Raw genomic sequence first — 18976 nt, 5'->3', positions numbered from 1 at the left:
CCCCAGGGTCGGGAACCGCTCGTGCGCCGGACCTCCACCCAACTCGTCCAGCGCCCAGAGCGATTGAGGAATCGACGTGACCAGACTTGATCTCTCCCGGCCGGATCGTTGAACGCTGCGATCAGGGCGTCAGACTCCTACGGGGGCTTCCGCAGCACAAAAAACAGGGCCGCCCGGCACGACGCGCGCAAGGGGCCAGATGAGGCGCAAGTCGGTCAAGCAAGCCGCTCAAGCCACAGCCGTGGCCAGAATGTGGTTCCACCTGGAATCCCAGCGGCTCGCGACGAGAAGAGAGCCGCCTTGGTCTTCTGCGACATCCGCGCCTCCTCGCGGCGGGAGCACACCCATGCTCCCGCCGCGATTCGTTGAGGCCAAGGCTTTCTTGCACATGTGCCCCAACTGCAACGCTAAAGAACCAGCAGGAGTTCACGTGCTCCGGCCACCCCAAGTGCCACACCAACGCCGCGCATCGACACACTCGCTTGGCCTGGTGAACACTCCCCCAACAGTTCTCCGCCGAGCAGACAGCTCTCCGCGAGCCACTGCCACGCGCGCTCGGCCTTGTCCAGGTCGGCCGTAGTGATGAAGTCCTGTGGGCAGATCAGTTGGGCCTGACACCACACCGCCCACTCGACATCATGCTCAACAAGCTCACGGACACACCGCATGGCTTGCGCAGGATCCGTCCGATCGATGAACAGCAGCGTCAGCGTGAGGACGTCATGCGTGGCGCGGAACTCCATCGAAGCCCTGCGCCATGTCGGGCGTAACCGGCTGATCAGCCCGTACGCGAATGCCTGAGCGCATGTCCAGTCCTGCGCTTCCCATTCCGGCTCCGAAGGGTTCGCGTTACTGGAAGGAGTCGCCACAGCCGCAAGTACCTTGTGCGTTCGGATTGTCGATCGTGAACCCCTGCTTCTGCAGCGTGTCCGCGTAATCGATCACGGCGCCATCGAGGAATGGCCCACTCAGCTTGTCCACGACGACGGCGAAACCCTCGAACCACTGGAGGGATTCGCCGGCTGCCTCCATCGCGGCACGCTGGTTCGCCTCTGTGACATCGTCGGGTTCGGCGAAGCCTTCGTCGGAGTCTTCGTCCAGTTGCTTGCGCAGCGCCTTCGCGTACTCGTCGGTGAAGTACAACTGGTAGCGCATCCCTGAGCAGCCTCCTGGCTGCACCGAGATGCGCAATGCGAGTCCGGGCTCCTCCGGCTCCAGCAACTTGCGTATCTTCTCGACTGCGGCATCCGAGAGGTTCACGGAGTACCGCGGCCGCTGCGTGATCGTACGCTGCTCAGTCATCTAACCCGCTTCTTTGTCTGATGCCCTTGGTGACTGGTCGGCTGCTCGCCGGAAGACAGGGTGCAACTGATGCGAGGAGCAGCGCCCAGGTGACGCCCCAGACTCGGGCAACCTCCGTACACAGTCGGTCAGTTCGCCACGCAGGAGTTCCCCCCCACGTGGACACCAGCGGCGCTCAGTGCGCCCGGTTCGGGCACACACCCGACAGCAGTGACACCAACTCGGAAAGTCGAAGCGCGGTGTTCGTACGGGAAACTCCGTGAAAGGAACCGACAGTCCAGAACCTGCGGCGGTACTTCGGCCGCGTTGCTGGCGAGACACCCGGCCGTACTCGACAGGAGACCCACACCACGGATACGAAACGCCCTGCGTACGGCATGAACGCCGAGCGTCGCACGCCCGTAGAAGGCAGAAGAGCCCCCGCGGCAGACAGGTCCGGAAATGTTGCTGTGCGAGGAAGAGGTGCGATGAACGGTTCCGCGCCCGGCCGGAATCCCGACCCTGCACGCATCCGAGTCCTCGTCGTCGATACGGATCCGGTCGCGGCCAGGGCCCATGCTCTGTACGTGCGGCAGCTGACCGACTTCGAGGTGGTGGGCATCGCACGCACCTGCGCCGAGGCCCGCCGTCAACTCGGCTGCACGCGCGTGGACCTGCTCCTTCTCGATCTCCATCTGCCGGACGGGCACGGCCTCACGCTCGCCCGCGCTCTCCGCGCCGCCGGCCATCGCGCCGACGTGATCGCGGTTTCCTCCGAGAGCGACCTTGCCATGGTCCGCGAGAGCGTCTCGCTGGGTGTGGTCCAGTACGTACTCAAGCCGTTCACCTTCCACAACCTGCGTGACCGGCTCCTGCGCTACGCAGAGTTCCGAGCTGCATCGGGCGAGGCCAACGGGCAAGAGGAGGTCGACCAGGTATTCGCCGCCCTTCGGGGCCCCCAGCAGGCCGAGCCACCCAAGGGACTCAGCGCCCCTACCTTGGAACGAGTCAGGCACACCCTGCAGACGGCCTCCGACGAAGGACTGTCAGCAGCCGCGCTCGGCTCGGGAATCGGGATCTCCCGCATTACCGCACGCCGGTATCTGGAGTACCTCGTCGGCACGGGCATGGCGCAGCGCAACCCACGGTACGGACGGGTGGGGCGACCAGAACTCAACTACCGTTGGGTAAGCGACGTCGGCAGGTCGCGAGCGGGGACGGGTCGGCACTGCCCTGGCTGCACACGCTGCGGATGATCCTTGCTTGAAGGCTCGACACATGCAGGCAGCGGGGCCTCAAATAGGGGTCCGTGACACCAAGGTGTACGTGACAAGAGGCTGCTCTCCGGAGGTGTCAGTGGGGAGTTGCGGACGCATGGTTCCCAGAGGTCACACAGCCACTGACCGACGCACCGCCGCAGAAACGTCCCAGGGCACTTTCACTCGCATACATCAGGAGGCGCAAAGGCCGTGTCGCCGCACGTTCAAGCCATCCCTCTCGAAACCCGTTGCCGCCCCGAGATCAGGCCCTCACTTTGGAGCGTTGGGCCTTCCCCCGCGAAGGTGGGCACGCGGTTATTGATCACGCGGCGAGCGTGAGTTTAGCGGTGTGGTGTCGGTGTTCGTATTCGTTGGGGCTGAGGTGGCCGTTGGCGGAGTGCCGGCGGCGGGTGTTGTAGCGGGTCAGCCAGGCGAAGACGGTCCTGCGGCAGGTGTCGGAGTCGCCGTAGTCGTGTGCGCCCTGGAGGCAGGGACGCGTGGAAGCTTTCGCAGGCCGCGTTGTCGGCGCTGGTGCCGACAACGCCCATCGACCGGGTGACCCCGAGTTGGTCGCAGAGACCGGCGAAGGCCCGGGAGCCGTATTGGGCGCCGTGGTCGGAGTGGAACACGGCGCCGTCCAGGCGACCGCGGGTCGAGGCTGCCATCCGCAGTGCGTCGGCGACCAGGTCGGTGCGCATGTGGTCGGCGATGGACCAGCCGACGACCTTGCGGCTGAAGCGGTCCAGCACGGTCGCGAGATAGAGGAACTCCCCGTTCTCCAGGGGGAGATAGGTGATGTCGCCCATGTATTTGCGCCCCGGCTCGGTGGCGGTGAAGTCCCGCTGGAACAGATCCGGGACCGGTGAGGTGGCCGGGTCCGGGACGGTGGTGCGCACGCGTCTGCGTAGGCGGATGCCGGTGATGGAGAACGTCCGCATGATCCGGGCGACCCGCTTTTCGTTGACCCGCCGCCCTTTCCCGCGGAGTTCGGCGGTCACTCGCGGGGATCCGTAGGCGCCGCCGGACTCGCCGTGGACCTCGCGGATCTCCTCGGCCAGGACCCGGTCCTTGTGCTGCCGGGCGGCCCGGGCCTCGGCGCCGGCGAGCCACTTGTAGTAGCTGGACCGGTTCACATCCAGGACTTGGCAGAGCCGCTTCACCTCGTAGGTGTCCCGGTGGTCGTCAACGAACTGGAAGCGGCTCCTCACCAGTTCGTCTCTCCGGCGAAATACTTGGCCGCCTTGCGGAGGATGTCCCGCTCGGTGGCGAGCTTGCGCTCACTCGCCTCGAGCTCGGCCACCCGGGCCTCCAGCCGCCGCACCCGCTCGTCCCGATCAGCGGACGGCACCGCCTCCCGACGTTGGGCGCCCGGCTGCGCAGCCGCAGCGGTGACGCCACGACGCTCGCGGTCCCGCAGCACCCACTCACGCAGGGTCGCCCGGTTGATGCCCAGGTCAGCGGCGATGCTCTTGTAGGTCGCCCCGGGTGTGGACTCGTACAGGGCCACGGCATCGGCCTTGAACTCGTCCGAATAGTCCTTCATCGCCATCGGCGGTCTTCTCGCTTCCTCCGGATCAAGCAGATCCAGTATCAGCGTGTCCACCACTCAGGGGGAGGCCCCATCCGCCCGTTGCCCGGCGGCCGACGCGAGTGATCCGCCCATGGCTGAGGAGGGGCCCGGGCATGAGCCCGTGCGTGGCGCGGACGGACACGAATGGTGGAAGGAGGAAGGCACCGTCCGCCGAGCCGAAGCAGTGGATGAGCTGCGCGCGTACGGCGCGTGGCTCGGCCGGTGGCGCAAGCAGGCAGAGCGCGAACGCACCGAGCACCAGCTGCGTGACCTGTACGACCGGATCTACGCATGGCACCAAAAGCTCGCGCAGGAGGATGACCAGACGGAACTCGTACTGGCCGTTGGACTGTTGACCTTGCGGGAACCGATGGCGAGGCCGTACACCGGCATCTGCTGACACACCGCGTGGAGACCTCGGTGGAGCGCCGCTGCGCACGCGTGACAGTGAGGCTGTCGTCCGAGAGCGCCCTGCACCCGGCGGACCAGGACTTCCTGGACACCCACGACAGATAGCTACGGGAACGAGGCGCCGCGCCGGCCGAAGAGATCGTCGCCCAGGCGATGCATCCCCTCGGTCCCGAGACGCTGGAGCAGTTGGCGCAGTGGCAGGAGCGCGTGATGTCACGCCCCATGACGTTCAGCGCCGAGTGGCAGTCACCGCGTGATCCGGAGCCCGAAGCCCGGCTCTCGTACGCTCCAGCTCTGGTGATGCGCCCCCACAATGTCAACTCGCTCCTTCGCTTCTACAACCAGATTGCCGACACCATGGCGTCCGAGGCCCATGCACCACTGGGTCTGGCACAGATGCTCAGGGCACTCGGAACTGAAGAACGTGCGGCGTGGGACGGCGAGCAGCGCGCGCCACTCTTCGGCGGTGATCCGCTCTTCCCGGCAAGACCAATGCGCACCAGCACAGCATGCTCGGCCGCGTTGAGCACGACACCGGCGCATTGGTCCAAGGGCCACCCGGTCTGGGAAGACCCATACGATCGCCTGTCTCGTGTCAGCTCTGCTCGCGCAGGGCCAGCGGGTCCTGGTGACCAGCGCACGCGACCAACTGCTCACCGTCCTCCGTGACAAACTTCCGCCCGGGATCCGTGGCTTGTGCGTGCTGCTGCTCAGCTCGACGCGGCCGGACGGTGACGGAGAGCTGGAACTCCGCCCCCTCCTTGCTGCGTACCGCGTCGTGATGGCCCACGAGGCCCCGCGGAGCGCTGCCCGCCACCGAGCACGTGCCGTCTCCGAAGCCTGTCGCTGAGGTGTTCGCGGCCAGTCGCCTCAGCGACTGGGGGCTCTCCGGAGGCCATCAGGCTCCGGGACGCCCTCGCGGGTCTTGAGTCAACAGCGACAACCGAGTTGACGCTACTGCTCCACCGGAGCAGAACGGCGGTTCGGCTGTCGAGTACCGCCCGCCTCCCCGCGGCGGTAGGGCGCCGACTTGGCTGCTGCGAAGCGGAAGGCGCCGGGAATGGAAGAACTCCCCCAGCGGCAGAGCCACCGGCTGATCCCCGTACCAGCTCAACTCGAACGGCTGCGAGGCTGGACTGGCTGATGGTCGTGCCGCCGATGGATCTGGACGCGGAGGCCGCACCGACGGGCCGTTACCGCACGGCCGAGGGCCGGCTGATCGACGGCGGCGGCCATATCGCGCACGCGGATCTGGCCGTCGCGCTGCTGGACGAGATCGATCGCCCGCGCCACCACCGCATCCAGCTCGCGGTCGCGGACTAGGGCCTGTCGTCTGGATCAGTCCGGATCAGGCCGCGGGCACCAGGGCGCAGCGGACCACCAGCTCGTCCATGGAGAGGCCGAGCACCGCGGCGATCGCGGCCACCGTGAAGAAGGCGGGCGTCGGGGCGCGACCGGTCTCGATCTTGCGCAGCGTCTCGGCGGAGAGTCCGGCGGCCGCGGCCACCTCCACCATGCTGCGGTCGCCGCGCGCCCGGCGCAGCAACCGGCCGAGCCGCTCGCCGCGTTCACGCTCTTCGGGAGTGAGAGGAGTGCGCACCATGCCGTTATTCTAATGCCGGTATTCCAATACCGCCAGAACCGGTATAGTAATTGGCATGGTGGAGATCAAGACCGATACATCGATCGAGGCGATGCGCGAGGCGGGCCGCGTGGTGGCCCAGGCCCTCACGGCGGCCCGCGAGGCGGCGGACGTCGGCGTCACCCTGCTGGAGCTGGACCGCGCGGCGCGTGCCGTACTCGACAAGGCCGGCGCCGGATCGCCGTTCCTCGACTACCGCCCCAGCTGGGCGCCCGTCCCCTTCCCCGCCGTCATCTGCACGTCCGTCAACGACGCGATCGTGCACGGCATCCCCGACGACTACCGGCTGCGCGACGGCGATCTTGTGAGCGTGGACTGCGGCTCGATCCTGGACGGCTGGGTCGGCGACGCGGCCGTCAGCTTCACCGTCGGCCGCGCGCGCCCGGCGGACGGTCGTCTGATCGCCACCGCCGAAGAGGCACTGCAAGCGGGCATCGCGGCGGCGGTCGTCGGCAACCGCATCGGCGACATCGCCCATGCCGTCGGCCAGGTGTGCCGCTCGGCGGGTTACGGCATCCCGGACGGCTTCGGCGGCCACGGCGTGGGCCGCACGATGCACGAGGACCCGGGCGTCCCGAACGAGGGACGGCCGGGCCGCGGGATGCCGCTGCGCCACGGCATGGTGCTGGCGATCGAGCCGATGCTGATCGCGGGCGGCTCGGACGACCACTACACGGCGCACGACGGCTGGACGGTGCGCACGATGGACGGCAGCCGGGCGTCCCATGCCGAGCACACGGTGGCGATCACGAACGACGGCCCGCGCATCCTGACCGCGCTCTAGCCACCGCGCTCAATCACCGTGCTCCGGCCACCGCGCTCAAATCACCGAGCTCAAGTCACCGCACACTGACGACAGTAGCCGTCAGGGCGTCCGTACGAATTCCTTGGCCAAGGCCTCGCCCAGCATCACCGCGCCACTGTGGCTCTCGATCGGCGACACCCGCGTGTTCGTGAACAGGATGTACGTGACCCCTGACGCGACACCGCCGGTCCGCGGATCGGGGTTGATGCCGAGGGCCTTGGCCGTGGCGTAGGAGGCCTCACCGATGATGGCGCTCGGGCCCGTGTCACCGACGACGGCGTACTGGACCTGGTTGTTGTAGATGACGGCGACGACCGTGCCGCCCATGATGCGCTGCGTGCGGTAGTCCCAGACCGAGCTCGGCGTCGGCACCACGATGAAGGGCAGGGTCTCGGCGTTCAGCTGCTTGCCGTCGGACTGCTGGAAGGCGGTCGTGTTCTGGAACCACGGGTCGGTCGTGACACTGCAGTGAGTGGTGCGCTGCCCGTCGCAGTCGATGTCCATGTCGGCCTTCCAGAACACCGCCTCGCCCGTCTTGCAGACCGGGATGTTCGCGGACGTGCCGCTGTCCGACCTGTACCGGCCCGCGGAGATCTGCGTACAGCTCTTCACCTTGGCGAGCAGCTCGGACGCGGTGACCGAGCCCTCTCTTTCCGCGGGGCTCGTGGGAGCGGTCGCGCGATGGTGGGCATGGGCGGCGGCCGGCAGTACCGCGGCCGCCAGCAGGGCTGAACCGGCGGCCACGGTGAAAACCGCATGTCGAATACGCACAGGGAGCCTTTCTGTCCGAAAGTGTGCGAAAGGCTCCCTACCCGTTCGCGGGCCCGGCGCGTTCGATCAGCCGCCGGACGGGTTACCGCGAGAGGTTGCGGCTACGGGTTGCGGCTACGGGTTGCCGCTGGGACGGACCACCATCGCCGAGCCGCCGCCCCTGCGCACCTTCTCGGCCGCCGCCAGCCATCGCCCGTCGGGCAGCCGCTCGATGCCGGTCGCCGCGCCGATCTCCGGGTTCTGCCGGAAGCCGTGGCCGATCGCCTCCAGTTCGGCCCGCAGCGGGCTGTTCCACAGCGCCGGCTCGAGTTCCGTCGTCGTCTGGTTGCGCTGGCTGGCGCGCGGTGCCGCGATCGCCTCCACCAGCGGCAGGCCCCGGTCAAGACGTCCCGTCAGGGTCTGCAGCACGGTGGTGATGATCGTCGCGCCGCCCGGCGAGCCGACCGCCAGCACCGGCCGCCCGTCCTCCAGCACGATCGTCGGCGAGATGGAGGAGCGCGGACGCTTGCCCGGACCCGGCAGATTCGGGTCGTGGACCGCCGGGTTCGCCGGGGCGAAGGAGAAGTCGGTCAGCTCGTTGTTGAGCAGGAAGCCGCGTCCCGGCACGGTGATGCCGCTGCCGCCGGTCGACTCGATGGTCAGCGTGTACGCGACGACATTGCCCCACTTGTCGGCGGCCGTCAGATGGGTGGTGTTCTCACCCTCGTACGTCGTCGGCGCGGCCGTGCCCGATGCGGCGCAGGCCGCCGGGTTTGCGGGATCGCCCGGCGCCAGCGGACTGGTGAGCACGGCGTCGTCCTTGATCAGGCACTCGCGCGAGTCGGCGAAACGCTGCGACAGCAGACCCTTCGTCGGCACGTCCTCGAAGGCCGGGTCGCCGACCCACCGTCCGCGGTCCGCGAACGCGATCCTGCTGGCCTCGATGAAGCGGTGCAGATACTGCCGCTGCGTGGCCTTGGAGAGGTCGGTCCGCTCCAGGATGTTGAGCGCCTCGCCGACGCTGGTGCCGCCCGAGGAGACAGGGCCCATGCCGTACACGTCAAGACCGCGGTAGGAGACCTTCGTCGGCGCGCGCCGGACCGTCTCGTACGACCGCAGGTCCCGTGTCGTCAGATCGCCGGGCCGCACGATCCGCGTGGCGCCGGGGGCCACCGGCGGCTTGTTCACCGTCCGCACGATGTCCTCGGCGATCTCGCCGCGGTACAGCGTGCGGACGCCCTTGCGCCCGATCTCCTGGTACGTGTCCGCCAGGTCCGGGTTCTTGAAGACCGATCCGACCACCGGCAGTTCGCCGCCCGGCAGGAAGAGTCCCGCGGTGTCCGGGAAGTCCGCGAAGCGTGCGCGGTTGGCCTCGGTCTGGGCGCGGAAGGTGGCGTCGACGGTGAAGCCGTCCTCGGCCAGCTTCTCGGCCGGCTGGAGCAACTGCCGCAGCGGTCTGCTCCCCCACGCGTCGAGCGCCGTGTCCCAGGTCGCGGGTGTGCCCGGAGTGCCGACGCCGAGGCCGCTCGTCATGCCTTCCTCGAACGGGATGGGCTTGCCGTTCTCCAGGAAGAGCGAGGCGTCGGCGGTGCGCGGGGCGGTCTCGCGGCCGTCGATGGTGTGGACCTTGCGGGACTTGGCGTCGTAGTAGACGAAGAATCCGCCGCCGCCGATGCCCGCCGAATACGGCTCGGTGACGCCGAGCGCCGCCGCGGTCGCGACCGCGGCGTCCACGGCGTTACCGCCGCGCCGCAGCACCTCGATGCCGGCGGCCGAGGCGTCCGCGTCGACGCTGGCGACCGCGCCTCCGTAACCGACGGCGACCGGCGTCTTGCCGGGAGTACTGACCCCCGGTGCCGGCGGCGCGGCCGCGCCGATCGAGACCACGGCCGCGGCAAGGGCCAGAACCGACACATTTCGTGCGGCGGAGCGACGCATCCGTACCTCCAGTCAACGTACGTCCGCGCAGGGTAACTTCACCGCACCGTCTGCGTCAGGACCGCCTCGAACAATGTTCCAACAACACCGCTAACATGCGCGCCCATGGATGACGACGTACGCAACATCGTGCTCGGCGTGTTGGCCGCCGGCATCAGCGCCTCGCTCGGCTGGCTTGCCCGCACCTATCTGTGGCGGCGCAGACTCCACCGCAAGCAGACCTTCTTCGGGCTGCCCGGAAATTCCGAATCGCTGCTGGTCGTCAACCGCGAGGCCGGCCGGGACGGCTCGGTCCACCGGTTCGACGTCTTCGCGCTGCTCGAGCTCTCCGCGCTGATCAAGGACTGCGGCGCGCATGCCCAGATCGTCTGGCACGACATAGCCCAGCAGGGCTTCGGCGACCGCACCGAGTTCTGCGTCGGCGGACCGGTCTCCAACCGGCGGATGGCGGCGCATCTGCACTCGATGCTGCCCGGAGTGCGCATCAACACGGACCCGGATCCGGGCCCGGACCAGGGCGCGTTCCAGATCGGGTCGGAGCGCTACCGCATGGAGCCGGGCGTCGCCGAGTACGTCCTCCTGGCGCGGCTGACCGCCGGGCAGGACTCGCGGCCCGTGTTTCTCTTCTGCGGCCAGCGCGCCATCACCAACCAGGCGGCGACCCGCTATCTCGCCCGGCACCACGAGAAGCTCGCCCGCAAGCACGGCGGCAACTCCTTCTGTCTGCTGCTCAAGGTCGTCAACTCCGCGGCGTACGGACCCGACGTGGTCGAGCTGGTCGCCGATGTGACCCGCTCGGCGCAGTCGCCGGCCCCGGCCGCCCGGAGCTCGCAGCGGGCGAACACCTAGGGCCTTTCGTTTGGATCAGGCCGGATCAGTGAGCGGGTCTGGTGCCATGGGGCCTCACCGGGCCCTCAGGGCCCAGGGGACGGATCGCAAGGCGGAGGAGGGAGGCATGGCGGAGCCATGCCGACCGACGACAACGCGGCGAGGCGCGGTGCCAGGGCACGCGAGCCCGGCAAGATCCAAACGACAGGCCCTGGGACCAGCTACGCGGCGGTGAGCGGCAGCGACTTGATGCCGTTGATGAAGTTCGAGACCAGCCGTCGCGGCTCTCCCGCGGTCACCAGCGGCGGCAGCGCCGCCATCGCCTCCTCGTGCAGCACGCGCAGCTGGAGCCTGGCGAAGTGAGCGCCGAGGCAGACATGCGGCCCGTCGCCGAAGGAGACATGCGGATTGGGTGAGCGCGCGAGGTCGAGAGCGGCCGGCCGGTCGAAAACCCGTTCGTCGTGGTTGGCGGATGCGTGGAAGACGACGACCTTGTCTCCCGCGCGGATCCGCTGCCCGGCGAGCACGGTGTCTCGCACCGCCGTGCGGCGGAAGCTGAGAACGGGCGGATGGCGCCGCAGCAGCTCGTCCACGGCCCGGTCCAGGTCCACCTCGCCGGCCCGCAGGCTCCGCTGCGCGTCGAGCTGCTCGGCGAGCACCAGGAAGCCGCCGGGCGCTGCGCTGCGTACGGTGTCGTTGCCCGCGACGGTGAGCAGGAAGAAGAACATCTCCAGCTCTGCGTCGGTCAGTTCGGACGTGGCGAGCGAGGTCATGACGTCATCGGCCGGACGGTCGCGTTTGTACGCCGCCAGCTGCTGGGCGTAGCCGAACATTTCCTGGAGCATGGCCGGCGAGCGCGGATTGACCGGCCGGCCGTCGGGTCCGAGCACGGGCGGCTCATCCGGGTCCTGGTAGGCGATGACCCGCTCGGTCCACTTCAGCAGCAGCCCGCGGTCGCTCTCCGGGACGCCGAGCAGATCGGCGAGATTGAGCAGGGCGTAGTCGTCGGTGACGGCGTGCACCAGGTCGAAGACGGGGCCCGACTCGCGTGCGGCGACGAGCAGTTGGCGGGCGCGCGCCCGAGCCCTGGCGGTGAACCGGTCGATGCGTCCCGGGGTGAAGGCGCGGCTGACGAGCCTCCGCAGCCGACCGTGGTCCGATGGGGTCTCCCCCGCGAAGCGAGGGGAAGGGTCCTGGTTGAGCATCATGCGCCGGATGAACGGCAGATCGGCCGGATCCGGATCGCGGATCTGGGTGGCTCCGAGGTGCGAGGAGTACGACGCCGAGTCCTTGAGGACCCGTACGACGTCGGCGTGCCGGGTGACCGCCCAGAAACCGGGTCCCGCGGGCCAGCCCAGTACTTCGTACTCCTCCTGCCAGGCCACCGGATGATGGTCCCGCAGCGCGCGATAGGCGTCGTACGGGGGCCCGGCGGCGTAGATCCGCGGGTCGAAGACATCGGGCACGCTCTGATCCGGTGCACTCTGATCGGGCATGCCTGGCATTGTCATACGCGGACGGCGGCCCGGAGAAAGTCTTCGACGGTACGGATCAGCTGAAGCGGGGTCTCGTCCATGGCGTGGTGTCCGGCGCACGCCAACTCGGCCAGTTCGCCCCGCTCGTAGCAGCGCATCCACGTCTGGCGCATGAAGTCCGCGCTGATCGCCGGGTCGAGCGCGCCGGTCACCGCCAGCGCCGGAGTCTCGGAGCCCGCCACCTCGGTGTGGAAGTCCTCGCCCGCCCAGGAGTCGAGCCAGGCGCGGAGCGCGGCTGGGTCACTGTGGGCCAGCGACCGGTCGACCATCCGGTCCAGCCAGGCCGCGGGCCGCATCCATCCGGTCGTCGAGTCGATGATGACGCGGCGGTTCTCCGGCTTCTCGGCGGCCGATGCGAACAGTTCCCACTGCTCCGGCGGCATGGTCAGCCCGCTCGCGGGCACGGGCGAGATCCCGACCAGCCGTCGCACCCGGTGCGGCGCCGCGGCCAGCACACGCTGGACGACCGAGCCGCCCATCGAGTGCCCGACGAGCGAGAACGAGTCCCAGCCGAGCCGGTCGGCGAGCCGGAGGATGTCGTCGGCTCCTTCGGCGGTGGTGAACTCGCCGGGCGCGTGCAGCGCCTCGCCGTAGCCGCGCAGATCGACGAAGAGATAGCTGAAGCTCTCCCGGTCGAGGTCCGGCAGTACGGCGGCGTAGTCGGCGCGGTCGGCGAGCCAGCCGTGCACGGCGATGACGTGGTGGGGGCCCGATCCGTGAAGGGAATGGGGCAGGAGGAAGGGGGCCACGGCTACTCCGATCGCCGGCGGGCCTGACTCCACCACGGTGGGGTCAACGCTCTTTCCGGGCAAGGGACGGGAGGGGGCCTGCGGTTGCGCGATGGCGCGTTCTGTCTGTCGGTCCGGTCGAGCCGCTCCTGCCCGGCGCGCGGGATGAAAGGGGTGTTCAGCGTCACACCGGGTGTTGCCGGAAATACGAGCACTTCCGGAACCTCCGGTCTCGGCTCGGGCTCTTCGTCCGCGACAGAGATCGCATCGGAGGTTTCCCCTTGAGCCGCATACGCCCGCGCTTTCCGCTCGGCCGCCGCACCACCCGCCATGCCGTGACGGCCGGCGCAGTGACGCTCGCCGCCGCGCTCACCGCCTGCTCCGGCGCCACCGCGGACTCGGGCAGCGCGGCGGCGGGCGGCGGCAAGAAGCCGACCGAAATCTCGGTGAGCCTCTCGGGCAAGCAGGCCAAGGCGGGCGAGCCGGTACGGGTGACGATCGCCGACGGGAAGCTGACACAGGTCACGGTCACCGACTCCAAGGGCGCGCGGCTCGACGGCCGGCTGTCGTCGGACGGCAGGAGCTGGATCTCCTTGCGCGCGGCCGCCCCGGGCACCGGTTACTCCGTCGCGGCGAAGGACGGCAACGGCGGCAGCGCCACCGCCGAATTCACCACCGCGGCACCGGAGAAGGTCAACAAACTGACCCTGGCGCCCGGTAAGAACTCCACGGTCGGCATCGCCCAGCCGCTGTCCATCGTCTTCGACCACCCGGTGAAGAACAGGGCCGAGGTCGAGAAGCACCTCAGGGTCACGACCTCGAACAAGACCGAGGGTTCCTGGGGCTGGATGCAGGACTGGTCCGGCAAGGACCGGGTCGACTGGCGGCCCAAGGAGTACTGGAAGCCGGACACCAAGGTGACGCTCGCGGCCGAGCTGAACGGGATCGACTCGGGCTCGGGCGGCTGGTTCGTACGCGACTACACGACCAACTTCACCATCGGCAAGAACCAGTTGGTCGCGGTCGACCTCGACAACCACCGGCTGAAGCTGGTGCGGGACGGCCGGGAGATCAAGGACGTGCCGATGTCGGCGGGCACACCCGGCGGCGAGAAGGCGTCCTGGCGGGGCAGGACCGTGCTGATGTCGAAGGAGGGCACGATCAATATGCGCTCCGAGACGGTGGGCCTCGGCGACGCCTACGACAAGATGGTCGACTACTCGATGCGGCTGACCTGGTCGGGAATGTATGCACATGCCGCTCCGTGGAACGCCGGGTACTTCGGCAGCGCCAACAAGAGCTCCGGCTGCATCGGCATGAGCGACGCCGACGCGCGGTGGATCTACGACCAGGTACAGGTCGGCGACCCGTTCGAGGTCACCGGCGACGACGCCAAGGGAACCCAGGCGCTCAACAACGGCTACGGCGAGTGGAATCTGTCCTGGAGCGAGTGGCAGGCGAAGAGCGCCCTGCGCTGACGCTTCGCCCGTTCCGGGCCATCGCTACTGACGCGACGTCCAATTATCGTTACCCTCACGTAACTTACCGAGGAGTTACTTCGGGTAAGGCCGCGCGGTTACCGTCGAGTCACTTCGCAAGTGACACGAGTGAGGAGTGACCGTGGGACAGCCGCGCAAGGTTCTGCGTACGGCCGCGATCGGCACGGTTTCCGCCGCGCTGCTCGCGGGCCCGGCCGTCGGGGCCGCCCCCGCCGCACCGGTGGCGGGGGCGGTCCAATCCGCCTCCTCGGGCGTACGGTTCGTCGACATCGAGGGCGACGGCGGCACCGTGCTGAAGGCCAATGTCGTCACACCCGCAGACGCCGACGGCAGCCGCACCTATCCGGTGATCGTGCTGCCCACCAGCTGGGGCATGCCGCAGATCGAATACCTCGCCCAGGCCAAGAAACTCGCCGACTCCGGCTATGTGGTGGTGAGTTACAACTCGCGGGGCTTCTGGCAGTCCGGCGGAAACATCGAGGTCGCCGGCCCGCCCGACATCGCCGACGCGTCCAAGGTGATCGACTGGGCGCTGGCGAACACGCCCGCCGACCCGGACAGGGTCGGCATGGCCGGAGTCTCGTACGGCGCGGGTATCGGCCTCCTTGCCGCCGCGCACGACAAGCGCATCAAGGCCGTCGTCGCGCTCAGCGGCTGGGCCGACCTCATCGACTCCATCTACAGCGGCCGCACCCAGCATCTGCAGGCCGCCCTGCTGCTCAGCGGCGCCGGCTATCTCACCGGCCGCCCGAGCCCCGAACTCCAGAAGGTCATGGCCGACTTCCTCGGCTCCAACCTCGCCGAGGAGGAGAACATGATCGCGTGGGGCAAGCTGCGCTCCCCCGCCACCTACCTGGACCGGATCAACGCCAACGGCGCGGCAGTCATGCTCGGCAACGCCTGGGGCGACTCGCTCTTCCCGCCCAATCAGTACGCGGCCTTCTACGAGCGGCTGAAGGGTCCCAAGCGGCTGGAGTTCCGGCCCGGCGACCATGCGACGGCCGAGGGCACGGGTCTGCTCGGTCTGCCCAACGACACCTGGACCAGCGCCCACCGCTGGTTCGACCACCATCTCAAGGGAGTCGACAACGGCGTGGACCGCGAGCTGCCGGTGCGGCTCAAGTCCCGTACCACCGGCGGCTACGAGAGCTACCCGGACTGGAAGTCGGTCACCGCGACACAGCGCAAAATCGAGCTGGGCGGCACCAAGCGGATCCACGCCAATGTCGACTCGGGCGCCAACGGCGGCGTCATCTTCCTCTCCAGCATCCTGGACCAGTTCGCCAAGCTCCCCCCGATGGCGTCGATCCCGCTGCTGCCCCGTTCCTTCGCGGCGGTCTGGCAGTCCGAGCGGTACGGATCCGAGCAGCAGGTGCGCGGCACCGCGAAGCTGCACACCACGGTCACAAGTACCAAGGAGAGCGGCACCCTCGTCGCCTATCTCTACGACGTGGGCCCGCTCGGCCTCGGCAAGCTGGTCAGCAATGCGCCGTACACCTTCCACGGCAAGACGCCCGGCAAGCCGTTCGCCGTCGACCTGGAGCTCTTCTCCACCGCCTACGACGTACCGGCCGGCCACCGTCTCGCCGTGGTCGTCGACACTGTCGACCCGCTCTACATCGAGCACAACCCGTCCGGCGCGCAGCTGACCTTCTCCTCGTCCGCAGCCGACCCGTCCTATCTGTCGGTCCCGCTGCGGCAGAAGTGATCACCGGCTGCTGCCAGGTCGTGCCCCATGTGCTGCTGCACCGTGCTCCCGGGCCCTAGCGGGCCTGGGCGGGACCCCCTGGCAGCAGCAGTCCCCGTTCGGCCGGAACGACGTCCTCGGCCGGTGTGGAGGGCAAATCGTAGTCGAGATCCGACGCGATGAGCTTGCCCTCGGGTCGGAATTCCTCGTAGCTGAGCATCAGTCAACCCCCGTCAGTGCTTGAGAATCTTGGAAAGGAAGTCCTTGGCGCGGTCGCTCTCCGGATGGGTGAAGAAGTCGTCCGGACTGCGGTCCTCGATGATCCGGCCGTCGTCCATGAACACCACACGGTTGGCGGCGGAGCGGGCGAAGCCCATCTCGTGCGTGACGACCACCATCGTCATGCCGTCCCGGGCGAGTTGCTGCATCACCTCCAGCACCTCGTTGATCATCTCCGGGTCGAGTGCCGAGGTCGGCTCGTCGAACAGCATGACCTTGGGGTCCATGGCGAGCGCGCGGGCGATGGCCACGCGCTGCTGCTGTCCGCCGGAGAGCTGGGCCGGGTACTTCTCGGCCTGGTCGGCGAGGCCCACACGGTCGAGGAGGCGGTGGGCGCGCTGTTCCGCGTCGCCCTTCTTGCGGTCGCGGACCTTGATCTGGGCGAGGGACACGTTCGACAGCACGGACTTGTGGGCGAAGAGGTTGAAGGACTGGAAGACCATGCCGACGTCGGCACGGAGTCCGGCGAGCGCTTTTCCCTCATCCGGCAGAGGCTGTCCGTCGATCGTGATGCTGCCGGACTCGATGGTCTCGAGTCTGTTCACCGTCCGGCACAGCGTCGATTTTCCCGAGCCGGAAGGGCCGATGACCACCACCACCTCTCCGCGTCCGACGGTGAGGTTGATGTCCTTGAGGACGTGCAACGATCCGTAGTACTTGTTGACATCACGCAGCTCGATCAACGGATCGACGGCCATACGCAGCCCTACCCACTCTCAGCTGTGTCGAGATCACGCAAACTATCCAGTCCGATAAGGGACTTCACACTCGACACGCATAAATAGGGCATAAGCCGTATTTATGATTCAGGCCTCGGCGGCTTCCGCGTAGACCTGGGAGAGCTCGGGCACTCCGTTGACCGCCCAGTCGAGCCCCGCCTCCACAACGCCGATCTCCCGCCCCGAGGCCAGCCGCACCACCGGATGGCCGCCGGGCCAGATGTGCCAGCTCGCGCCCGGGACCGTACGCACGATCACGGTGCCGAGGTAGAGACCCGCGTCATTGCCCAGCCAGGGCAGCTCCTCCGGGTCGTCGCGCCAGCGCGGCGGCAGCTGGTCGAGAGCGGTCAAGGAGGCCGGGGAGTCGTCCAGTTCGAGCCCCAGCTGCCCTGCTCGGACACGCAGCAGCTCACACTCCGAGAGCAGCTCGGCGATGGCCGCCGCGCGCTCCGGGTCGTTCTCGGCGGCGGCGAGATCGGTCTCCTCCTTGTCAGCGCCGTGCCGCCTGAGCCAGTTGTCCAAGAAAGGGATGTTCATACCACTCAGCCTCGCATCCCGGCCGCCGGACGCACCACAGGGCGCGCGTCAAGCAACATCAGATGTCCAGATCGACAACGACCGGGGCGTGATCCGACGCGCCCTTGCCCTTTCTCTCCTCACGGTCGACGTAGCTGTCCTTGACCGCCTTGGCGAACGGCTCATTGCCATAGACCAGGTCGATGCGCATGCCCCGGTTCTTGGGGAAGCTCAGCTGGCGGTAGTCCCAGTACGTGAAGGGGTGGTCGTACTTGAGCGGGCGCGGCACCACGTCGCCGAGGCCCGTCTCGCGCAGCGCCGTGAGCGCCGAGCGCTCGGGCTCGGTGACATGCGTCTGGCCCTCGAAGAACTCCCGGTCGAAGACGTCGTCGTCGGTCGGAGCGACATTGAAGTCGCCGAGCACCGCGAAGGCGCGGGCCGCCGAAGCGTCGGCGGCGACCGCCGCCTTCAGGGCCTCGATCCACTGCAGCTTGTAGGCGTAGTGCGCGTGGCCGGGCTCGCGGCCGTTCGGCACGTACACCGACCAGAGGCGGACCGGGCCGCAGGTCGCGGAGACCGCACGCGGCTCCTGCACCCCGTCGTACTCCGGGCCGCCGGGCAGGCCCTTGACGACATCCTCCAGGCCGAGCCGGGAGACCAGCGCCACCCCGTTCCACCGGCCGGTGGCGTGCACCGCGGACTCGTAACCGAGCTCGCGCAGCTCGTCCGCGGGGAACTGCTCCTCGGTGGTCTTGGTCTCCTGGATGCACAGCACGTCCGTGCCGCTGCTCTCCAGCCAGGCCAGCAGCCGCGGCAGCCGGGCGGTGATCGAGTTGACGTTCCACGTGGCGATGCGCATACGGAGAAGCGTAGCCGGGGGGTGTGACAGTCAGAGCTCGGTGGTCTCGCCCGGTGCGAGACGGCTGTGCTCGGCGCCGCCCAGGTTGCCGATATGGGTGTCGTAGATGGGCCGGGCGAGGTCGGTGAGCAGTGCGTCGTGGACGTCGATGGCACGGCGCGGCTTGACCTCGCGGACGTACTCGATGACCTCGGACACCTTGCTCCAGGGAGCCATCACCGGGAGCATCAGCGTCTCGACGACCTGGGCCGGGACGGTGAGCGCGTCGCCGGGGTGGAAGACCGAACCGTCCACCAGGAAGCCGATGTTGGTGATCCGCGGGATCTCCGGGTGGATGACGGCGTGCAGTTCGCCGTGGACCTGCACGTCGAAGCCCGCGGCGGTGAAGGTGTCGCCGTGGCCGACAGTGCGGACGCGGCCCGGGAAGGCCGCCGAGAGCTTCTCGGCGACGCTCCGCAGCGTCCAGACCACGGCGTCCGGATTGGCTTCCAGTGCCGTGCGCAGCCGGCCCTCGTTGAAGTGGTCCGGATGCTCGTGCGTCACGAGGACGGCGTCGGCGCCGACCGCGGCGTCCTCCTCACTGAAGCCGCCGGGGTCGATGACGAGGGTCTGCCCGTACTTCTCCAGCCGGATACAGGCGTGCGATTTCTTCGTGAGCCTCATGGACCCA

General features: G+C 68.5%; 19 protein-coding genes and 2 pseudogenes. 8 read left to right on the top strand and 13 right to left on the bottom strand.

Features of this window, described 5'->3' with window-relative positions; all coding sequences use genetic code 11:
• Positions 1-407: 407 nt before the first annotated feature.
• Both ACH4YL_RS24730 and ACH4YL_RS24725 read right to left on the bottom strand, forming a co-directional pair.
• A complete protein-coding gene (locus tag ACH4YL_RS24730; RefSeq protein ID WP_398509588.1) occupies positions 408-869 on the bottom strand; it encodes a hypothetical protein in 462 nt (153 codons plus the stop codon).
• Positions 850-1302, bottom strand: coding sequence for a HesB/IscA family protein (locus ACH4YL_RS24725; protein WP_398509587.1), 453 nt, complete (start codon positions 1300-1302; stop codon positions 850-852). Before ACH4YL_RS24725 ends, ACH4YL_RS24730 begins: the two co-directional genes overlap by 20 nt.
• A 467-nt stretch (positions 1303-1769) precedes the next feature.
• Here ACH4YL_RS24725 and ACH4YL_RS24720 point away from each other — a divergent pair, with 467 nt between their 5' ends.
• Positions 1770-2537 (top strand): response regulator, encoded by a 768-nt coding sequence (locus ACH4YL_RS24720; protein ID WP_398509586.1) that lies wholly within the window; start codon positions 1770-1772, stop codon positions 2535-2537.
• 325 nt (positions 2538-2862) lie between these two features.
• On the opposite strand, the pseudogene ACH4YL_RS24715 reads toward ACH4YL_RS24720, so the two are convergent.
• Positions 2863-4089: pseudogene (locus ACH4YL_RS24715) on the bottom strand (IS3 family transposase).
• Between the two features lie 112 nt (positions 4090-4201).
• Between ACH4YL_RS24715 and ACH4YL_RS24710 the strand changes: the two are divergent.
• From ACH4YL_RS24710 to ACH4YL_RS24700, 3 genes are all read left to right on the top strand, one after another.
• Complete coding sequence (locus ACH4YL_RS24710; RefSeq protein WP_398509585.1) at positions 4202-4510, top strand: hypothetical protein; 309 nt, start codon at positions 4202-4204, stop codon at positions 4508-4510.
• Between the two features lie 603 nt (positions 4511-5113).
• Positions 5114-5371, top strand: coding sequence for a hypothetical protein (locus ACH4YL_RS24705; RefSeq protein ID WP_398509584.1), 258 nt, complete (start codon positions 5114-5116; stop codon positions 5369-5371).
• Positions 5372-5664: 293 nt separating this feature from the next.
• Positions 5665-5844, top strand: coding sequence for a hypothetical protein (locus ACH4YL_RS24700; protein ID WP_398509583.1), 180 nt, complete (start codon positions 5665-5667; stop codon positions 5842-5844).
• 25 nt (positions 5845-5869) lie between these two features.
• On the opposite strand, the gene ACH4YL_RS24695 is transcribed toward ACH4YL_RS24700, so the two are convergent.
• Positions 5870-6124: a helix-turn-helix domain-containing protein gene (locus ACH4YL_RS24695; RefSeq protein WP_398509582.1), complete on the bottom strand. Its 255-nt coding sequence runs from the start codon at positions 6122-6124 to the stop codon at positions 5870-5872.
• A 55-nt stretch (positions 6125-6179) separates the two neighbouring features.
• Here ACH4YL_RS24695 and map point away from each other — a divergent pair, with 55 nt between their 5' ends.
• The gene (gene map / locus ACH4YL_RS24690; RefSeq protein ID WP_398509581.1) at positions 6180-6947 is read left to right on the top strand and encodes a type I methionyl aminopeptidase; all 768 of its coding nucleotides are present in this window, start codon (positions 6180-6182) and stop codon (positions 6945-6947) included.
• An 81-nt stretch (positions 6948-7028) separates the two neighbouring features.
• Here map and ACH4YL_RS24685 read toward each other — a convergent pair whose 3' ends face one another.
• Both ACH4YL_RS24685 and ggt read right to left on the bottom strand, forming a co-directional pair.
• Complete coding sequence (locus tag ACH4YL_RS24685; RefSeq protein WP_398509580.1) at positions 7029-7739, bottom strand: glycoside hydrolase family 75 protein; 711 nt, start codon at positions 7737-7739, stop codon at positions 7029-7031.
• A gap of 114 nt (positions 7740-7853) precedes the next feature.
• On the bottom strand, positions 7854-9656 hold the full coding sequence (ggt, locus tag ACH4YL_RS24680) for a gamma-glutamyltransferase (RefSeq protein ID WP_398509579.1): 1803 nt from the start codon (positions 9654-9656) through the stop codon (positions 7854-7856).
• Between the two features lie 105 nt (positions 9657-9761).
• On the opposite strand from ggt, the gene ACH4YL_RS24675 reads away from it, so the two are divergent.
• The gene (locus tag ACH4YL_RS24675) at positions 9762-10505 is read left to right on the top strand and encodes a hypothetical protein (protein WP_398509578.1); all 744 of its coding nucleotides are present in this window, start codon (positions 9762-9764) and stop codon (positions 10503-10505) included.
• A gap of 200 nt (positions 10506-10705) precedes the next feature.
• Here ACH4YL_RS24675 and ACH4YL_RS24670 read toward each other — a convergent pair whose 3' ends face one another.
• Together ACH4YL_RS24670 and ACH4YL_RS24665 are read right to left on the bottom strand one after the other, a co-directional pair.
• Entirely contained in the window at positions 10706-11980 is a 1275-nt protein-coding gene (locus ACH4YL_RS24670; protein WP_398509577.1) for a cytochrome P450, read from the bottom strand.
• Positions 11981-11991: 11 nt separating this feature from the next.
• A complete protein-coding gene (locus ACH4YL_RS24665; protein ID WP_398509576.1) occupies positions 11992-12768 on the bottom strand; it encodes an alpha/beta fold hydrolase in 777 nt (258 codons plus the stop codon).
• 260 nt (positions 12769-13028) lie between these two features.
• On the opposite strand from ACH4YL_RS24665, the gene ACH4YL_RS24660 reads away from it, so the two are divergent.
• Both ACH4YL_RS24660 and ACH4YL_RS24655 read left to right on the top strand, forming a co-directional pair.
• The gene (locus tag ACH4YL_RS24660; RefSeq protein WP_398509575.1) at positions 13029-14225 is read left to right on the top strand and encodes an Ig-like domain-containing protein; all 1197 of its coding nucleotides are present in this window, start codon (positions 13029-13031) and stop codon (positions 14223-14225) included.
• Positions 14226-14367: 142 nt separating this feature from the next.
• The gene (locus ACH4YL_RS24655) at positions 14368-15954 is read left to right on the top strand and encodes an alpha/beta fold hydrolase (protein WP_398509574.1); all 1587 of its coding nucleotides are present in this window, start codon (positions 14368-14370) and stop codon (positions 15952-15954) included.
• Positions 15955-16009: 55 nt separating this feature from the next.
• Here the strand turns inward: ACH4YL_RS24655 and ACH4YL_RS24650 are convergent.
• From ACH4YL_RS24650 to ACH4YL_RS24630, 5 genes and pseudogenes are all read right to left on the bottom strand, one after another.
• A pseudogene (locus tag ACH4YL_RS24650) lies at positions 16010-16153 on the bottom strand (hypothetical protein); the annotation flags it as partial.
• A 13-nt stretch (positions 16154-16166) separates the two neighbouring features.
• Positions 16167-16910: an amino acid ABC transporter ATP-binding protein gene (locus ACH4YL_RS24645; RefSeq protein ID WP_398509573.1), complete on the bottom strand. Its 744-nt coding sequence runs from the start codon at positions 16908-16910 to the stop codon at positions 16167-16169.
• Between the two features lie 108 nt (positions 16911-17018).
• The gene (locus tag ACH4YL_RS24640; RefSeq protein ID WP_398509572.1) at positions 17019-17468 is read right to left on the bottom strand and encodes a DUF6278 family protein; all 450 of its coding nucleotides are present in this window, start codon (positions 17466-17468) and stop codon (positions 17019-17021) included.
• A 58-nt stretch (positions 17469-17526) separates the two neighbouring features.
• The gene (locus ACH4YL_RS24635) at positions 17527-18306 is read right to left on the bottom strand and encodes an exodeoxyribonuclease III (RefSeq protein WP_398509571.1); all 780 of its coding nucleotides are present in this window, start codon (positions 18304-18306) and stop codon (positions 17527-17529) included.
• Between the two features lie 30 nt (positions 18307-18336).
• A complete protein-coding gene (locus ACH4YL_RS24630; RefSeq protein WP_398509570.1) occupies positions 18337-18969 on the bottom strand; it encodes an MBL fold metallo-hydrolase in 633 nt (210 codons plus the stop codon).
• Positions 18970-18976 lie beyond the last annotated feature (7 nt).

The organism is Streptomyces sp. NPDC020681 (assembly GCF_044334895.1).
GTDB lineage: Bacteria > Actinomycetota > Actinomycetes > Streptomycetales > Streptomycetaceae > Streptomyces.
Note: the sequence above shows the minus strand (reverse complement) of the source record. Positions and strands in the feature narration are given on the sequence as shown.

Excerpts from the sequence above, each read along its gene's own strand:
- ACH4YL_RS24725 (WP_398509587.1), bottom strand. The coding sequence starts at position 1,302 with ATGACTGAGCAGCGTACGATCACGCAGCGGCCGCGGTACTCCGTGAAC.
- ACH4YL_RS24720 (WP_398509586.1), top strand. The coding sequence starts at position 1,770 with ATGAACGGTTCCGCGCCCGGCCGGAATCCCGACCCTGCACGCATCCGA.
- ACH4YL_RS24710 (WP_398509585.1), top strand. The coding sequence starts at position 4,202 with ATGGCTGAGGAGGGGCCCGGGCATGAGCCCGTGCGTGGCGCGGACGGA.
- ACH4YL_RS24700 (WP_398509583.1), top strand. The coding sequence starts at position 5,665 with ATGGTCGTGCCGCCGATGGATCTGGACGCGGAGGCCGCACCGACGGGC.
- ACH4YL_RS24695 (WP_398509582.1), bottom strand. The coding sequence starts at position 6,124 with ATGGTGCGCACTCCTCTCACTCCCGAAGAGCGTGAACGCGGCGAGCGG.
- map (WP_398509581.1), top strand. The coding sequence starts at position 6,180 with ATGGTGGAGATCAAGACCGATACATCGATCGAGGCGATGCGCGAGGCG.
- ggt (WP_398509579.1), bottom strand. The coding sequence starts at position 9,656 with ATGCGTCGCTCCGCCGCACGAAATGTGTCGGTTCTGGCCCTTGCCGCG.
- ACH4YL_RS24675 (WP_398509578.1), top strand. The coding sequence starts at position 9,762 with ATGGATGACGACGTACGCAACATCGTGCTCGGCGTGTTGGCCGCCGGC.
- ACH4YL_RS24670 (WP_398509577.1), bottom strand. The coding sequence starts at position 11,980 with ATGCCCGATCAGAGTGCACCGGATCAGAGCGTGCCCGATGTCTTCGAC.
- ACH4YL_RS24645 (WP_398509573.1), bottom strand. The coding sequence starts at position 16,910 with ATGGCCGTCGATCCGTTGATCGAGCTGCGTGATGTCAACAAGTACTAC.
- ACH4YL_RS24640 (WP_398509572.1), bottom strand. The coding sequence starts at position 17,468 with ATGAACATCCCTTTCTTGGACAACTGGCTCAGGCGGCACGGCGCTGAC.
- ACH4YL_RS24635 (WP_398509571.1), bottom strand. The coding sequence starts at position 18,306 with ATGCGCATCGCCACGTGGAACGTCAACTCGATCACCGCCCGGCTGCCG.
- ACH4YL_RS24630 (WP_398509570.1), bottom strand. The coding sequence starts at position 18,969 with ATGAGGCTCACGAAGAAATCGCACGCCTGTATCCGGCTGGAGAAGTAC.